14 protein-coding genes and 1 tRNA gene are annotated in these 16042 nt (G+C 58.5%); all 15 read right to left on the bottom strand.

Translation table 11 applies throughout. The features are described 5' to 3' along the window. Positions 1-131: elongation factor Tu (gene tuf, locus K8I01_04400; protein ID MBZ0219657.1), on the bottom strand; the 131-nt coding region annotated here is incomplete at its 3' end. 67 nt (positions 132-198) lie between these two features. Next, complete coding sequence (gene fusA / locus K8I01_04395) at positions 199-2283, bottom strand: elongation factor G (protein MBZ0219656.1); 2085 nt, start codon at positions 2281-2283, stop codon at positions 199-201. Positions 2284-2449: 166 nt separating this feature from the next. Beyond that, on the bottom strand, positions 2450-2920 hold the full coding sequence (gene rpsG, locus K8I01_04390; GenBank protein MBZ0219655.1) for a 30S ribosomal protein S7: 471 nt from the start codon (positions 2918-2920) through the stop codon (positions 2450-2452). Positions 2921-2959: 39 nt separating this feature from the next. Continuing rightward, positions 2960-3331, bottom strand: a complete 372-nt coding sequence (gene rpsL / locus K8I01_04385) for a 30S ribosomal protein S12 (protein ID MBZ0219654.1) — start codon at positions 3329-3331, stop codon at positions 2960-2962. Between the two features lie 183 nt (positions 3332-3514). Continuing rightward, the gene (rpoC, locus tag K8I01_04380) at positions 3515-7612 is read right to left on the bottom strand and encodes a DNA-directed RNA polymerase subunit beta' (protein ID MBZ0219653.1); all 4098 of its coding nucleotides are present in this window, start codon (positions 7610-7612) and stop codon (positions 3515-3517) included. A gap of 108 nt (positions 7613-7720) precedes the next feature. Then, positions 7721-11866, bottom strand: coding sequence for a DNA-directed RNA polymerase subunit beta (rpoB, locus tag K8I01_04375; GenBank protein MBZ0219652.1), 4146 nt, complete (start codon positions 11864-11866; stop codon positions 7721-7723). Positions 11867-12023: 157 nt separating this feature from the next. Continuing rightward, positions 12024-12407, bottom strand: a complete 384-nt coding sequence (gene rplL / locus K8I01_04370; protein MBZ0219651.1) for a 50S ribosomal protein L7/L12 — start codon at positions 12405-12407, stop codon at positions 12024-12026. Between the two features lie 56 nt (positions 12408-12463). Continuing rightward, positions 12464-12994 carry a 50S ribosomal protein L10 gene (gene rplJ / locus K8I01_04365; GenBank protein ID MBZ0219650.1) on the bottom strand — a complete coding sequence of 177 codons (531 nt, stop codon included), beginning with the start codon at positions 12992-12994 and terminating at the stop codon, positions 12464-12466. 242 nt (positions 12995-13236) lie between these two features. Further along, complete coding sequence (gene rplA / locus K8I01_04360; GenBank protein ID MBZ0219649.1) at positions 13237-13932, bottom strand: 50S ribosomal protein L1; 696 nt, start codon at positions 13930-13932, stop codon at positions 13237-13239. Positions 13933-13936: 4 nt separating this feature from the next. Then, on the bottom strand, positions 13937-14362 hold the full coding sequence (gene rplK / locus K8I01_04355) for a 50S ribosomal protein L11 (GenBank protein MBZ0219648.1): 426 nt from the start codon (positions 14360-14362) through the stop codon (positions 13937-13939). Between the two features lie 102 nt (positions 14363-14464). Next, on the bottom strand, positions 14465-14995 hold the full coding sequence (gene nusG / locus K8I01_04350) for a transcription termination/antitermination protein NusG (protein ID MBZ0219647.1): 531 nt from the start codon (positions 14993-14995) through the stop codon (positions 14465-14467). 158 nt (positions 14996-15153) lie between these two features. Beyond that, the gene (gene secE, locus K8I01_04345; protein ID MBZ0219646.1) at positions 15154-15345 is read right to left on the bottom strand and encodes a preprotein translocase subunit SecE; all 192 of its coding nucleotides are present in this window, start codon (positions 15343-15345) and stop codon (positions 15154-15156) included. Positions 15346-15380: 35 nt separating this feature from the next. After that, positions 15381-15456: transfer RNA gene (locus K8I01_04340), tRNA-Trp, on the bottom strand. Positions 15457-15699: 243 nt separating this feature from the next. Next, the gene (rpmG, locus tag K8I01_04335) at positions 15700-15849 is read right to left on the bottom strand and encodes a 50S ribosomal protein L33 (GenBank protein MBZ0219645.1); all 150 of its coding nucleotides are present in this window, start codon (positions 15847-15849) and stop codon (positions 15700-15702) included. 36 nt (positions 15850-15885) lie between these two features. Next, on the bottom strand, positions 15886-16042 hold a 157-nt coding region (gene tuf / locus K8I01_04330; GenBank protein ID MBZ0219644.1), incomplete at its 5' end, for an elongation factor Tu.

Genomic DNA, 16042 nt, shown 5'->3' with positions numbered 1-16042 from the left:
AACTCCGCGTACCCCTTCGAGCTAAGGACCTTGGTTATCGCCGCGGTAAGCGAGGTCTTCCCGTGGTCAACGTGGCCTATCGTGCCTACGTTAAGGTGCGCCTTGCCTCTCTCGAATTTAGCCTTGCTCATTTTTTCCTCCGAACTCCCTTCGGTTTTGAATAATTGTTTTATTACACTGGCGCGTTTGCGCCGGGCCCTATTTCGCGGCCTGCACCTTCGCGGTCAGCACCTCTGTGACGGAATTGGGCACCTGCTCGTAATGCGAGAACTGCATCGTGTATGAAGCCCTGCCCTGCGTCTTGGACCGGAGGTCGGTTGAATATCCGAACATGTTGGCAAGCGGGACTGTCGCGCCCACCACCTGGAAGCCGCCCCTCGATTCCATGCCCTGGATCTTCCCCCTCCTCGAATTCAGGTCCCCTATGACGTCGCCCATGAACTGCTCGGGCACGACGACCTCGACCGACATGATGGGTTCAAGGAGTATGGGGCCGGCGCTCTTCACTGCCTCTTTGAAAGCCATTGAGCCGGCTATCTTGAAAGCCATCTCGGACGAGTCGACATCGTGGTACGAACCGTCGTAAAGCGTTACCTTCACGTCCACGACCGGGTATCCTGCGAGCGAACCGTTCTCCGCGGCCTCCCTCATGCCGTTCTCTACCGGGCCTACATATTCCTTCGGGATCGTGCCGCCGACTATCTTGTTCACGAACTCGAAGTTCTTGCCCTTCTCGCCGGGCTCTATCTCTATGTAGACGTGGCCGTACTGGCCGCGTCCGCCGGTCTGCCTTATGTACTTGCCCTCGGCCTTTGCCTTCCTGGTGATGGTCTCCCTGTAGGCGACCTGGGGCTTACCGACCGAAGCCTCGACCTTGAACTCGCGGAGCATCCTGTCCACGATTATCTCGAGATGGAGCTCGCCCATTCCCGATATTATGGTCTGGCCTGTCTCCTCGTCCGTCTTCACACGGAAGGACGGGTCCTCGATCGCGAGCTTCTGCAATGCAATCCCGAGCTTCTCCTGGTCAGCCTTGGTCTTCGGCTCGATGGCTATCGAGATGACCGGCTCAGGGAAGTCCATGGACTCGAGTATTACGGGCTTCGCCGGATCGCATATGGTATCGCCGGTAACGGTGTACTTCATTCCCACCGCGGCGGCGATGTCGCCGGCGTAGACCTCCTTAACGTCCTCGCGCTTGTTGGCGTGGAGCTTAACGAGCCTTCCTATCCTCTCCTTCTGGTCCTTGGTGGAGTTATAGACGTACGAGCCGGCGGTCATGCAGCCGGAATATACGCGGAAGAACGTAAGCTGGCCCACGAACGGGTCGGTCATGATCTTGAAGGCCAGGGCCGAAAACGGAGCGTCATCGGAAGTGGGACGCGCGTCCTCTTCGTTCGTCTCCGGGTTTATGCCTTTTATAGGGGGTATGTCTATCGGGGAGGGAAGGTATTCAACGACCGAATCAAGGAGGAGCTGCACGCCCTTGTTCTTAAAGGAGGAGCCGCATATAACAGGCGTAAGCTCCATCGCAATGGTGCCCTTCCTTATGGCCTGCTTAAGCTCATCGGGGGTTACATCCTGCCCGTTAAGGTATTTCTCCATCAGGCTCTCGTCAAAGTCGGCGGCGGCCTCGATGAGCTTCTCCCTCCACTCCGCGACCTCGTCCTGCATCTCCGCGGGCACGTCTATTACGGTGTACTTTGCGCCGAGGGTCTCCTCTTCCCATATGATGCCTTTATTGAGCACCAGGTCGACGACGCCCTTGAAGGTCTCTTCCTTGCCGATGGGAATCTGGAGAACGACCGGCCGGGCCTTGAGCCTGTCGGATATCATTCCAACGACCCTGAAGAAGTCAGCGCCCACGCGGTCCATCTTGTTTACGAACGCAATCCTCGGAACATGGTACTTGTTGGCCTGCCTCCAGACGGTCTCGCTCTGGGGCTCAACGCCGCCGACTGAGCAGAATACCGCGACGGCGCCGTCAAGGACGCGAAGCGACCTTTCGACTTCAATGGTGAAGTCGACGTGGCCCGGGGTGTCTATTATATTGATGCGGGTGTCCTTCCAGGAACAGGTCGTGGCGGCCGAGGTTATGGTTATGCCCCTCTCCTTCTCCTGCTCCATCCAGTCCATGACCGCGGTCCCCTCGTGGACCTCGCCTATCTTGTAGGTCACACCCGTGTAGAAGAGGATCCTCTCGGTGGTCGTGGTCTTGCCCGCGTCTATATGGGCCATGATCCCGATATTTCTCTGTCTCTCTAATGATACTTGCCTGGCCAAAGCGACTACTCCTCGATAAATCTCTTAAAAGTTACTCCGGTTTGAGCGCGGCCCTCAGGGCCTCGCCCGTATCAACTGGGTACGGATTTTATGGTTTTCTTAAAGGGGGCAGAAGGCTAAGCCTCTTGCAGCCGGGGACGATTTAAACCCCGGGACACAGCCGGTACTACCAGCGATAATGGGCGAAGGCCTTGTTGGCCTCGGCCATCTTGTGCACGTCCTCCCTCTTCTTAACCGCGCCGCCCTTGTTGTTGGAGGCGTCGATGAGCTCGGCGGCAAGCTTATCCCTCATCGATTTCTCGCCGCGCGCCCTCGAATAGTTGACTATCCACCTGAGCGCCAGCGAAAGCTTCCTCTCGGGCCTGACCTCGACCGGCACCTGATAGGTCGCGCCGCCCACCCTTCTCGACTTTACCTCGAGCATGGGCTTGACGTTGTCAAGGGCCTTCTTGAAGACCTTCATTGGCTCGGTCTTCGTCTTTTCCTCAATCACGCTGAAGGCGCCGTAAAGGATGCCCTCGGCCTTGCTCTTCTTGCCGTCCTCAGTCAGCTTGTTTATGAGCTTGGCGACCACTTTATCGCCGAACTGCGGGTCCGGCAGCACGTCCCTCTTCGGGACATTCCCCTTGCGAGGCATAGACTATCCTCCTTAGAACAACTTCCTTGCTTGGTATTACTACTTGGGCCTCTTTGCCCCGTACTTGGAGCGGGCCTGCTTCCTGTCCGCCACGCCGACGGCGTCGAGGGTGCCTCTTACTATGTGATACCTCACGCCCGGGAGGTCCTTTACCCTGCCGCCCCTTATGAGGACGACCGAGTGCTCCTGGAGGTTGTGGCCGATTCCGGGTATATAAGAGGTGACCTCCATCCCATTCGTGAGCCTTACCCTCGCGACCTTCCGGAGCGCCGAGTTCGGCTTCTTCGGTGTGGTCGTATATACCCTCACGCACACGCCCCTTTTCTGCGGGCATGATTCAAGGGCCGGAGAGGCCGTCTTGACCCTCGGCTTGAGCCTGCCCTTGCGTACGAGCTGATTGATAGTCGGCATACCGGATTACCTTTCGTTTTGCTTGCCTTCTGGCGTAAATCAAAGCAATCTACCAGCTTTCAATTTCCTTGTCAAGGCCTAAATAGCCATAAAAGAGACTTGAACCAAGAAAAACACAACAGAAAATTTTACCACCTATTACAGGGCCTATCAAGCCCAGATAAGGTGCAGGGGGCGCGCCCGTCAGGCGGTCTCCTGCACCTCCTCTTCACCTTCTGACTCGGCCTCCGGCTGCGGAAGCGCGGGGAGCTCCTCAGTCAGCTCCGCGGCTACCTTGGTGTAGCGCCTGAAGCCTGATCCCGCCGGGATGAGGCGGCCCATTATGACGTTCTCCTTAAGGCCCCTGAGGTAGTCTATCTTCCCCTCGACGGCCGCGCCGGTCAGCACCTTCGTGGTCTCCTGGAAGGAGGCCGCGGAGATGAAGGACTCGGTCGAGAGAGAGGCCTTGGTTATGCCCTGGAGGAGCGGCTCGGCAACCGCCGGCCTCTTGCCCTTGGAAATAACCCTGTCGTTCTCCTCGTCGAAAATGTACCTTTCGACCTGCTCGCCGATAAGGAGGTTCGTGTCCCCGGCGTCCTTTATCTTGACCCTCCGGAGCATCTGCCGAACGATGACCTCTATGTGCTTGTCGTTAATCTTGACACCCTGGAGCCTGTAGACCTCCTGGACCTCGTCAACAAGGTACTTGGCCAGCTCCTTGACTCCGAGGACGCGGAGGATGTCGTGCGGGTTAGCGCTACCGTCCATCAAGGGCTCTCCGGCCCTCACGCGGTCGCCTTCCCTCACGCTTATGTGCTTGCCCTTCGGTATGAGGTACTCCTTGGCCTCGCCGGTCTCCGGCGTGATGATGACCTTTCTCTTGCCCTTGGTGTCCTTGCCAAAGGAGACTATGCCGTCTATCTCGCTTATGACCGCGGTCTCCTTGGGTTTCCTCGCCTCAAAGAGCTCCGCGACCCTCGGGAGTCCGCCGGTTATGTCCTTGGTCTTGGTCGTCTCCCTCGGTATCTTGGAGACGATGTCGCCGGCCTTGACCGTGTCACCCTCGCTCACGGTGACGATTGCGCCCACCGGGAGGAGATACCTGGCCTCGATATTGGTGCCGGGTATCTTCTGGGTGCGGCCCGCCTCGTCCTTTATGGATATCCTCGGGCGGAGGTCCGATTCCTTGTAGGTCACGATGACCTTGCTGGAGAGGCCGGTCACTTCGTCCACCTGCTCCCGCATGGTCTTGCCTTCCTCTATGTCGCCGAACCGGACGATACCGCTCACCTCGGTTATGATCGGTATGGTATAGGGGTCCCAGTCGGCTATGATGGTGCCCGGGGCGACCTTCTGGTCCTCCGGAACGCGGAGCCTTGCGCCGTAGATGATGGAGTCCCTCTCGCGCTCCCTGCCCTGCTCGTCCTGGAGCGCGATATCGCCGTTCCGGTTCATGACGATGCGCTCGCCCCTGGAGTTCACGGCCACGTTGAGGTTATGGTACTTTACGATGCCCTCGTGCCTCGCCTCCAGTGTAGTCTGCTCGGCCCTCCTGGAGGCGGTTCCGCCGATATGGAAGGTCCTCATTGTGAGCTGGGTGCCAGGCTCTCCGATGGACTGCGCGGCTATGACGCCCACGGCCTCGCCCATCTCGGCCATCCTGCCCCTCGTAAGGTCCCTTCCGTAGCACTTGATGCAGATGCCCCTTATAGAGCGGCAGGTGAGGACCGACCTTATCTTGACCCTCTCAATGCCGGCCTCCTCTATCTTCTCGACCTTGTGCTCGTCTATTTCCTCGTTTGCCTCGACCAGCACCTCTTTGGTGAAGGGATCGAAGACCTCCTCGAGGGCGACCCTGCCGAGTATCCTCTCGCCTATGGGCTCGATGACCTCTCCGCCTTCGACGAGCGGGGTCATGTAGATGCCGTCGAGGGTCCCGCAGTCCTCCTCGGCTATGATGGCGTCCTGCGCCACGTCCACGAGCCTCCTCGTGAGGTATCCGGAGTTCGCGGTCTTCAAGGCCGTGTCGGCAAGGCCTTTACGGGCGCCGTGGGTCGATATGAAGTACTGGAGCACCGTAAGTCCTTCCCTGAAGTTCGCGGTGATGGGCGTTTCTATGATCTCGCCGGAGGGCTTGGCCATGAGTCCCCTCATGCCCGCGAGCTGCCTTATCTGCTGCGCGGAGCCCCTGGCGCCCGAGTCCGCCATTATGAATATGGGGTTGAAGCTCGGCATGGAACGGTCCGTTCCCTCCTCGTCCTTCACCAGGTCCGTGGAGAGCTCGCGGAGCATCTCCTCGGCTATCTCCTCGGTCGCCTGCGCCCAGATGTCTATGACCTTGTTGTAGCGCTCGCCGTCGGTTATGAGTCCCTCGTTGTACTGCTTCTGTATCTCCTTTACCTCTTCGTATGCCGAATCGAGGAGATCGCCCTTCTTGCCGGGTATCTTCATGTCGTCTATGCAAATCGATATGCCGGCCTTGGTGGCGTACTGATAGCCCATGTCCTTGAGCCTGTCGGCGAGAAGGACCGTCTCCTTGTTCCCTGCGCGCCTGTAGCATATGTCGATGAGATCGGCCAGGCGCTTCTTGTCCATGACCCTGTTTATCTCCTCGAACCTTATGACCGGGGGCACTATCTCCTTCATTATGATCCTGCCCACGGTCGTGTCCACGAGCTTGCCGTCCATCTTGACCTTGACCCCGGCCTGGAGGTGCACCTCTCCGGCGTCGTAGGCGGCCCGTATCTCGTCCGCCGAGCCGAACATCTTGCCCTCGCCCTTTACGCCTGGGCGGTTCCTGGTCAGGTAATAGAGCCCGAGGACGATGTCCTGGGTGGGCACTATTATGGGCTTTCCGTGCGCCGGGGAGAGTATGTTGTTGGTCGACATCATGAGTACCCTGGCCTCGACCTGCGCCTCTATAGAGAGCGGCACGTGGACGGCCATCTGGTCGCCGTCGAAGTCCGCGTTGAAGGCCGTGCAGACGAGCGGGTGGAGCTGTATGGCCTTGCCCTCTATGAGGATGGGCTCGAAGGCCTGTATGCCGAGCCTGTGGAGCGTAGGGGCCCTGTTAAGGAGGACCGGGTGCTCCCTTATGACCTCGTCGAGTACGTCCCAGACCTCGGGGCGCTCCTTCTCGAGCATCTTCTTCGCGCTCTTGATGGTGGTCGCGTACCCCTTCTCCTCGAGCCTCTGGTATATGAAGGGCTTGAAGAGCTCAAGGGCCATCTTCTTGGGAAGCCCGCACTGGTGGAGGCGGAGGTCAGGGCCGATGACGATGACCGAACGGCCGGAATAGTCGACCCTCTTACCAAGGAGGTTCTGCCTGAAGCGCCCGCCCTTGCCCTTTATCATGTCCGAGAGGGACTTTAAGGGCCTCTTGTTCTGGCCGGTTATGATGCGGCCGCGCCTGCCGTTGTCGAACAGGGCATCTACCGCCTCCTGGAGCATCCTCTTCTCGTTCCGTATGATGATGTCCGGGGCGTTCAGTTCCATCAGGCGCTTAAGCCTGTTATTCCTGTTTATGACCCTCCTGTAGAGGTCGTTAAGGTCGGATGTCGCGAACCTTCCGCCGTCGAGCGGCACAAGGGGCCGGAGATCGGGCGGCAGGACCGGGATCACCTCGAGTATCATCCACTCGGGCTTGTTGCCGGAGTTGAGGAACGCCTCGATGACCTTGAGCCTCTTGGCTATCCTCTTCTTCTTCGCGTCAGAGGCGGTCTTCTTCATCTCGGCCCTGAGCGTGCCCGAGACCTTCTCGAGGTCTATTTTCCTGAGCATGTCGCGGATTGCTTCCGCGCCCATGCCAGCGGTGAAGCCGTCCGGGCCCCACTTCTCGATGGCCTTCTGATACTTCTCCTCGTTAAGGAGCTCACCTTCCTTGAGGTCCGATTCCTTCGCGTCGAGGACCACGTAGTTCTCGTAATAGAGTATCCTCTCCAGCTCCTTCAGCGTCATGTCCATCATGGCGCCTATCCTGGAAGGGAGGCTCCGGAGGAACCATATGTGCGCAACCGGGGTAGCGAGCTCGATGTGGCCGAGGCGCTCCCTCCTCACGTTCGAGGGGATGACCTCGACCCCGCACTTCTCGCAGACCACTCCCCTGTGCTTCATGCGCTTATACTTGCCGCAGTTGCACTCGAAGTCCTTGACCGGGCCGAATATCTTCGCGCAGAAGAGGCCGTCCCTCTCCGGCTTGAAGGTCCTGTAGTTTATGGTCTCCGGTTTCTTCACCTCGCCGTGGGACCATTCCCTGATCCCGTCCGGAGAGGCTATGGATATCCTGATGGCGTTAAAGTCCATCGGTCTTTTATGCTTTTCAAACAAAGCCGCAAGGCTTTCCAAAGTCGACCTCCTTTTAAGCTGGTTCGGGCCGCCCGCTTTTGCGGGCGGCGGTTGCCGGACCGTTACTTAATCCTTCTCTTCCTCGATAAGGTTCACGTCGAGCGCAAGGCTCTGGAGCTCCTTTATGAGGACGCTGAACGACTCGGGGATCGTGGGCTCCAGCGTATACCTTCCGGTCACGATCGACTCGTACATCTTGGTCCTGCCCGGCACGTCGTCCGACTTGACCGTCAGGAACTCCTGCAGGCTGTGCGCGGCGCCGTACGCCTCCATTGCCCAGACCTCCATCTCTCCGAGCCTCTGGCCGCCGAACTGCGCCTTACCGCCGAGCGGCTGCTGTGTGACCAGCGAGTACGGGCCGGTCGAGCGAGCGTGTATCTTGTCGTCAACGAGGTGATGGAGCTTCATCATGTACATGACCCCGACCGTCACCTCCTGGTCGAAAGACTCGCCGTTCCTGCCGTCGTAGAGGACCATCTTGCCGTTCTTCGGCAATCCCGCAGCCAGGAGGTCGTTCTTCACGTCCGTTTCGGTAGCGCCGTCGAAGACGGGGCTCGCGATGCGGACTCCGTCCGAAAGCCTCCTGGCGACGTCCAGTACCTCGTCGTCGGAAAGGGCGTTCACGAACCTGCTGAACTCGTTGTTCGAGTATATCTTCTTTATCCTCTCCCTGAGGGCGTTGGGGCTCGAGCTCTTCTCGATCATGGCATTTATGGCGTTCCCGAGATTCTTGGCCGCCCACCCGAGGTGTGTCTCCAGTATCTGGCCGATGTTCATACGGGAGGGAACGCCTAGGGGGTTCAGCACGATGTCAACGGGCGTTCCGTCCGCGAGATAGGGCATGTCCTCCTCGGGGAGTATCCTCGATATGACGCCCTTGTTCCCGTGGCGGCCGGCCATCTTGTCGCCGACCGATATCTTCCTCTTCATGGCGATATAGACCTTCACCATCTTTATGACGCCGGGCGGGAGCTCGTCTCCCCTCTTCAGCCTGTTTATCCTCTCGTCGAAGACGGCCTTTATGAGGTCTATCTGCTCGTTCAGGGAGGCAAGGAGCTCTCCTACCTCGGACTCGGACTTCTCGTCGGCAGGGATTATCTCGTGCCACCTTGACTGGGGTATGGTATCCAGTATCTCGTCAGTAATGGGCTTGCCTTTGCTTAAGAGCGTGTTGCCCTTCCTGTCGGCTATCCGGACCTGGGACTTCTTGTTAAGGAGGAGCTTCCTTACCCTCGAGTATATGGACTCCTTAACGATGCCGATCTCGTCCTCGCGGTCCTTGACGAGCCTGGAGACCTCCCTGTCCTCGATGGACTTGCTCCTCTCGTCCTTTTCCGCGCCTTTACGGGAGAAGACCTTCGCGTCGATGACCACGCCCTCGATGCCGGGCGGCACGCGAAGCGAGGTGTCCTTCACGTCTTCCGCCTTCTCGCCGAATATGGCGCGAAGAAGCTTCTCCTCGGGCGAAAGCTGTGTCTCTCCCTTTGGAGTGACCTTGCCCACGAGTATGTCCCCGGGCATTACTTCGGCGCCTATCCTGATGATGCCGCTCTCGTCTAGGTTACGGAGCGCGTCCTCGCCGACGTTCGGGATGTCCCTCGTAATCTCCTCTTTGCCGAGCTTTATGTCCCTCGCCACGACCTCGAACTCCTCGATGTGGACCGAGGTGAAGACGTCGTCCCTCAAGAGCCTCTCGGAAAGGAGTATGGAGTCCTCGAAGTTGTACCCGCCCCAGGGCATGAAGGCGACGATGACGTTCTTGCCGAGCGCGAGCTCGCCCTTGTCTGTCGAGGGGCCGTCGGCTATGACCCTGCCTTCCTCGACGACGTCGCCCTTGAAGACAACGGGCTTCTGGTTAAGACAGGTGTTCTGGTTCGACCTCCTGAACTTGGTGAGGTTGTATATGTCGACGCCGCCTGCGTTGTTCCTTACCACTATCCTCGAGCCGTCGACGCTCTCGACGACACCTGGGTGCTTTGCGAGCACCGTAACTCCCGAGTCCTTCGCGACGATCGCCTCCATGCCGGTGCCCACGAGCGGGCTCTCGGTCTGGATGAGCGGCACGGCCTGCCTCTGCATGTTGGAGCCCATGAGCGCCCTGTTCGCGTCGTCGTTCTCGAGGAACGGTACGAGGGCCGCAGCGACCGAGACGAGCTGGTTCGGGGACACGTCCATGAGGGTTATGTCCTCGGGCTTGGCCATTATGAACTCGCCGCCCTTCCTCGCGGAGACGAACTCGCTCTCGAACCTGCCGTCCTTGTCAATAGGCGCGTTGGCCTGCGCTATAACGTGATCCTCTTCGTCGAGCGCCGAGAGGTAGGTGATCCTGTTCGTGACCTTGCCGTCCCTGACTTCCCTGTACGGGGTCTCGATGAAGCCGAAGTCGTTTACGCGCGCATAGGTCGAAAGCGACACTATGAGGCCGATGTTCGGTCCTTCGGGCGTCTCGATGGGGCATATGCGGCCGTAGTGGGTGGCATGGACGTCCCTGACCTCGAAGCCCGCCCTTTCCCTCGTGAGGCCTCCGGGCCCGAGGGCGGAGAGCCTCCTCTTGTGCGTGACCTCGGAAAGCGGGTTCGTCTGGTCCATGAACTGCGATAGCTGCGAGGAGCCGAAGAACTCCTTTATGACCGCGGAGACGGGCTTGGGGTTTATGAGGTCGTGCGGCATGAGCGTTTCGAGCTCGCCGAGGCTCATCCTCTCCTTAACGGCCCTCTCCATCCTCAAGAGCCCTATCCTATACTGGTTCTCGAGGAGCTCCCCGACCGAGCGCACCCTCCTGTTCCCGAGGTGGTCTATGTCGTCGACCATGCCCTGGCCGTTCCTCAAGAGTATGAGGTAGCGGACGACCTCGAGTATGTCCTCCTTCCGGAGGGTGGTGATGTCGAGGTCAACGTCAAAGCCGAGCTTCCTGTTGAGCTTGAGCCTGCCGACCCTGGAAAGGTCGTACCTCTCGTGGTTGAAGAAGAGGTCGTGGAAGAAGGCGTTGGCGGTCGCTACGGTCGGCAGGTCGCCGGGTTTCAACCTCTTGTATATCTCTATCCTGGCGTTCAGGGTCATGTTGGTGACCGGGTCGTCAGGGTGCTCCTTCCTGTACTCTAGGACCGGCCTCGTGTCCTCGCCGCCGATCCTGTCGTTAAGGAGCGTTTCCCTGAAGAAGTTCCCCATGACCTCGATGAGGAGGAGCTTGAAGGAGGTTATGCCCCTTCTCGATATCTCGTCGAGCTTGTCCCTGGAGAGTACCTGGTTGCACTCGAGTATGACCTCGCCGGTGTTGGGGTCCACTATGTCGGTCGAGGCTATGCGGCCCACGATGTCCTCGACCTCGACGGGTATGTACTTCACGCCCGCGGCCACGAGCTTCTTAAGCACGAGCCTCGTGAACTTCCTGTCCTTCTTGACTATGACCTCGCCGGTGGCCGGGTCTTTTATATCCCTGCTCACCTTCTGGCCGACGAGGAAGTCGGGCTCGACGCTCTTCATTATCTTCTTGTTCTCTAGGACTATCTCCTCGCTCGGGTAGAAATAATTGAGCATCTCCTCGATCGAATACCCGAGGGCCTTCAAAAGTATGGTGGCCGGCATCTTCCTCCGCTTGTCTATGCGGACATAGAGCCAGTCCTTCTGGTCGAACTCGAAATCGAGCCAGCTCCCGTGGTAGGGGATGACCCTGGCGGTGAAGAGCACCTTTCCGGTGAACCCCTTGGGCTTCTCGAACTCGAAGAACACGCCGGGAGACCTGTGGAGCTGGCTTACGATCACCCGCTCCGTGCCGTTAATAATAAAGCTCCCGTTTTCGGTCATGAGCGGGATCTCGCCGAAATATACCTCCTGCTCCTTTATGTCCCTGATGGACTGCGCCCCGGTCTCCGCGTCCTTGTCCCACATGATCAGGCGGACGAGCACCTTTATCGGGGCGGCGTAGGTCATGCCCTTCTGGTGGCATTCGTCGACCGTGTACTTGGGATCGAGGAGCGAATATTTGACGAACTCGAGCGAGGCGGTGCCGCTGAAATCCTTTATGGGGAAGGCGCTCTTGAAAACGGACTGGAGGCCGATGTCGTTCCTGGCCTCGGGCTTCGCCTCTGTCTGGAGGAAATGGACGAAGGACTTCTTCTGAACCTCGATGAGGTTCGGCATGCTCACGACCTTCCCTATTCGGGAGTAGTCCTTCCTCAAGACCTGTGCGGATATATGTTTAGAGGAAGCCATATTTTTAGTAACTCCTTTTTGGAATCCTATGGGATGAAAGCCGTCCGCCGGAATATCCGGCGGACGGCCCATCTGATTGGCTGCGGCCCTTCCGGCCGCCGAGACGCCATCTCGGCGCCTCTGGTGGCGTATTGCTGTAAGAGGCTGAGAGCGTTTGTTACTCGATCGACACCTTGGCGCCGGCGCTCTCGACCTGCTTCTTTATCTTTTCCGCCTCGTCCTTGGAGACGCCTTCCTTCAGGGTCTTGGGCGCGCCCTCGACCAGGTCCTTCGCTTCCTTGAGGCCGAGGCCGGTGATGGCCCTTACTTCCTTGATGACCTTTATCTTCTCGGCTCCGGCATCCTTCAGGACCACGTTGAACTCGGTCTTCTCGGCGGCTGCAGGGGCGGCGCCGGCTGCGGGCGCGGCGGCTGCTACGGCCATGGGCGCGGCAGCGGAAACGCCGAACTTCTCCTCGAGCTCCTTAACGAGCTCGGAAAGCTCAAGAACGGTCATGTTCTCGATGTACTTTATAACGTCTTCTCTCTTCAGGTCGGCCATCGTAAATCCCTCCTCAAACAAGTTATTCTATAATTTTTTGTAAGCTGGTTAAAGTGTTAAGCCGCTCCTGCCTCGGCCTTCTTCTCCTTCACGGCATTAAGCGCGTAAAGGAGCTTCTTCGGAACAGCGCTCAGGACCACGGCCATCCCGGTGACCGGGGACTTCATGGAACCGAGCATCTTTCCGAGGAGCACTTCCCTCGACGGTAGCTCCGAGAGGCCCTTTATGTCCGCGATGCTAAGGACCCTGGCGCCGAGGGTGCCTGTCTTGAGCTTGAGCTTAGGCTGGGTCTTGGTGAACTCCACTAGCGCCTTGGCTGCCGCTGCCGCGTCCTTGAAGCTGAATGCGATGGCGGTCGGCCCCTTAAGGTCCGCTGCCATGCTCTCGATCTGGGTGCCCTGGACGGCGCGCCTGGCGAGCGTGTTCCTTACGACCCTGAACTCCATCGAGGCGTCCCTCAGGGCCTTCCTGAACTCGTTCATCTCCAAAGCCTTTATGCCCTGGTACTCGGCTATGAAGGTCGCGTTCGCCTTCCTGAAGCTCTCCTGGACTTCTTCAATGATCCTGGTCTTCTCAGTCCTGTCCAACTCTCTCCTCCTTTCTGTCTTTTTTTGCAATCAAAAGACAGAAGAGTCACAAGGCAAAAAATAAAGCCGGCGCGAAGGAATACGTCTCCCTCGCACCGCGGGACCCCATGATCGGGCCCACGATTCCGCGCCTATGGCCTCGGTAGGATTTTTAAGCCTAAGCCCCTACTGTCTTTGACCGCTATTTAGGTAACAAAAGCGCCCGGGGCTAAACGCCCCAGCGCCTGATCCTCACATCAAAACTACTTGAAGAGGTTCCTTACCTCGACCGGGTTGAGCCTGATGCTCGGGCCCATGGTCGTGGAGAGGAAAAGGCTCCTCAGATAAGTGCCCTTGCTCGCCGCCGGCTTGGCCTTTACGATGGCCTCCATGAGCGCAAGGAAGTTCTCCTTGAGCTTGGTCGCGCCAAAGGAAGCCTTCCCGACCGGCACATGGATGTTCCCGGCCTTGTCCACCCTGAACTCGACCTTTCCGGCCTTAAGGTCCGAAACCGCCTTCTTGACTTCGAAAGTAACGGTGCCGAGCTTGGGGTTCGGCATGAGGCCCCTGGGGCCGAGTACCTTTCCGAGCTTTCCGACCGCGCCCATTATGTCCGGGGTCGCCACTATCGCGTCAAAGTCCAGCCATCCCTTAGATACTTTCTCAAGGAGGTCCTCTGCGCCGACGAAGTCGGCCCCCGCCTCCTGGGCCTCCACGGCCTTCTCGCCCTTGGCGAAGACCAGCACGCGGACGGTCTTCCCTATGCCGTGCGGGAGGACGACCGTGCCCCTCACCATCTGGTCAGGGTGCTTGGGGTCGACCCCCAGCCTGCCGGAGACCTCGACCGTCTCGTCGAACTTGGCGCATACGGTCTCCGGGACCAGCTTGAAACCTTCTTCTATTTCGTAAGCCTTATCGGCTTCGACCTTTGCCTTGGCGGCCTCGTATCTCTTTCCCATCGCTCTAACCCTCCACCGTGATGCCCATGCTCCTGGCAGTGCCCTCGACCGTCTTTATCGCCGCTTCGAGGCTCCCTGCCGTCAGGTCCGGCATCTTGAGCTTGGCTATGTCCTCTACCTGCTTCTTCGTTACCTTGGCCACCTTCGTCTTGTTGGGCTCCTTCGAGCCCTTCTCGATGCCTGCGGCCTTCAAGAGCAGCACGGAAGCCGGGGGTGTCTTGGTTATGAACGAGAACGACCTGTCCGAGTATACGGTTATGACCACGGGTATGATCATGCCGTCCTGGGCCTGGGTCCTGGCGTTGAACGCCTTGCAGAACTCCATTATGTTGACGCCGTGCTGGCCGAGCGCCGGGCCGACCGGGGGCGAAGGGGTCGCCTTGCCGGCAGGTATCTGCAGCTTTACCTGTCCTGTAACCTTTTTTGCCATCTCTTCCTCTCGCTATTCCGGACCGTGCAATCGGCTTTTCAGGCCTCCGGTCACGTCATCACCGCATCTCCCAGCCGGTGTGGTTAAACCCTTTTTCCAAGCTCAGGACTTCTCGACCTGAACGAAATCCAGCTCGACAGGCGTTGCCCTGCCGAAAATGCTCACGAGAACGCGGAGCTTCCCTTTGTCGGGCTTCACTTCCTCCACGACACCCGTGAAGTTGGTGAAAGGGCCGTCAATGACCCTCACGTTTTCGCCCCTCTCGAAGCTTACCTTGGGCTTGGGCTTTACGGCGCCCTCTTCCATCTGGCGGGTAATCTTGTGGACTTCCTCTTCGGAGATGGTCGGAGGCGTCTCCTGCCCGCCCACAAACCCCGTCACCTTGGGAATGCCCTTTACGAGATGCCATGTCTCGTCGTTAAGCTCCATGTTAATGAGGATGTAGCCGGGGAAGAACTTGCGCGAAGTGGTCCTTTTCTGGCCCTTTACCATGTCCACTACCTTCTCGGAAGGGACAAGCACCTCGCCGAAGAGGCCTTCCTTGCCTGAGGTCTTTATCTTCTCCTCCAGCGCGGCCTTTACCTTGTTCTCATACCCGGAATAGGTATGAACCACGTACCACTTTCTCCCCATCTACTCCCTCTTTAGCAGGCTGGTGAAAGCCCAATCTGCGTCGTCTTCAAAACTCGTCTTTGCGGCGCACAAGGAAAGTACGCCTCATTCGTTGTTTTTCGACTCCTTGCATCTTGGACTTTTTAAGCAACCTGAATGTAATCTTGAGTTTAAGCCAGTTATTTCAATATCAGGCCGACCAGTTTCGCGAATGCCATATCCACCAGGCCGAGGAACAAAGCCAGGATGAACGTGACCGCGAGCACCACCCACGTGGAGGTCATGGTCTGCTGTCTCGTGGGCCAGGTTACCTTCTTTATTTCCTGCCTGGCCTCGGCCAGAAACTCTTTAGCCCTGTCTATCTTTTCCATCTAAGCCCGTTCTCTTTCCCCTGCCCGGAAAAAAATGGCAGGGCAGGAGGGATTCGAACCCCCAACATGCGGTTTTGGAGACCGCCGCTCTACCGTTGGAGCTACTGCCCTGTCGCTCGGTTGTATTTCAGCAGGCTGCTGAAAAAGTCCATCTGCTTCGTTGTCTTCGTCGCTGGACACTCCGGCGTATACAAAATACGCCTCATTCCTCGCTCCCCTGTTCCTAATGGGGCCTCGCATCTGGAGCTTTTTGAGCAGCCTGAGCGAAATTTGTGTTCTTCTGGAACCTGTTAGCCCCGGCGAAAAGGCCGGAGGCGTGGCAAGGCCCTGCCGGGATTTCCCCGGCCACGAAAATTACTTGGTCTCCCTGTGCACGGTGTGCTTCTGGCAGAACTTGCAGTACTTCTTGAGCTCAAGCCTGTCGGGCGTGGTCTTCTTGTTCTTGGTAGTCGAATAATTCCTGCGCTTGCACTCGGTGCAGGCCAGGGTTATTATGTCCCTCATCTCATCCTCCGCAGTCCTTTACGGCCCGCCAATTCTTTATTCCGTTATTTTCGTAACGACGCCCGCGCCGACCGTCCTTCCGCCCTCGCGGATCGCGAACCTCAGGCCCTCTTCCATCGCTATCGGCGTTATGAGCGCCACGTCTATGCTTATGTTGTCGCCGGGCATGACCATCTCGGTCCCCTCGGGAAGA

It is taken from the genome of Deltaproteobacteria bacterium, assembly GCA_019912665.1.
GTDB lineage: Bacteria > Desulfobacterota > GWC2-55-46 > GWC2-55-46 > GWC2-55-46 > UBA5799.
Note: the sequence above shows the minus strand (reverse complement) of the source record. Positions and strands in the feature narration are given on the sequence as shown.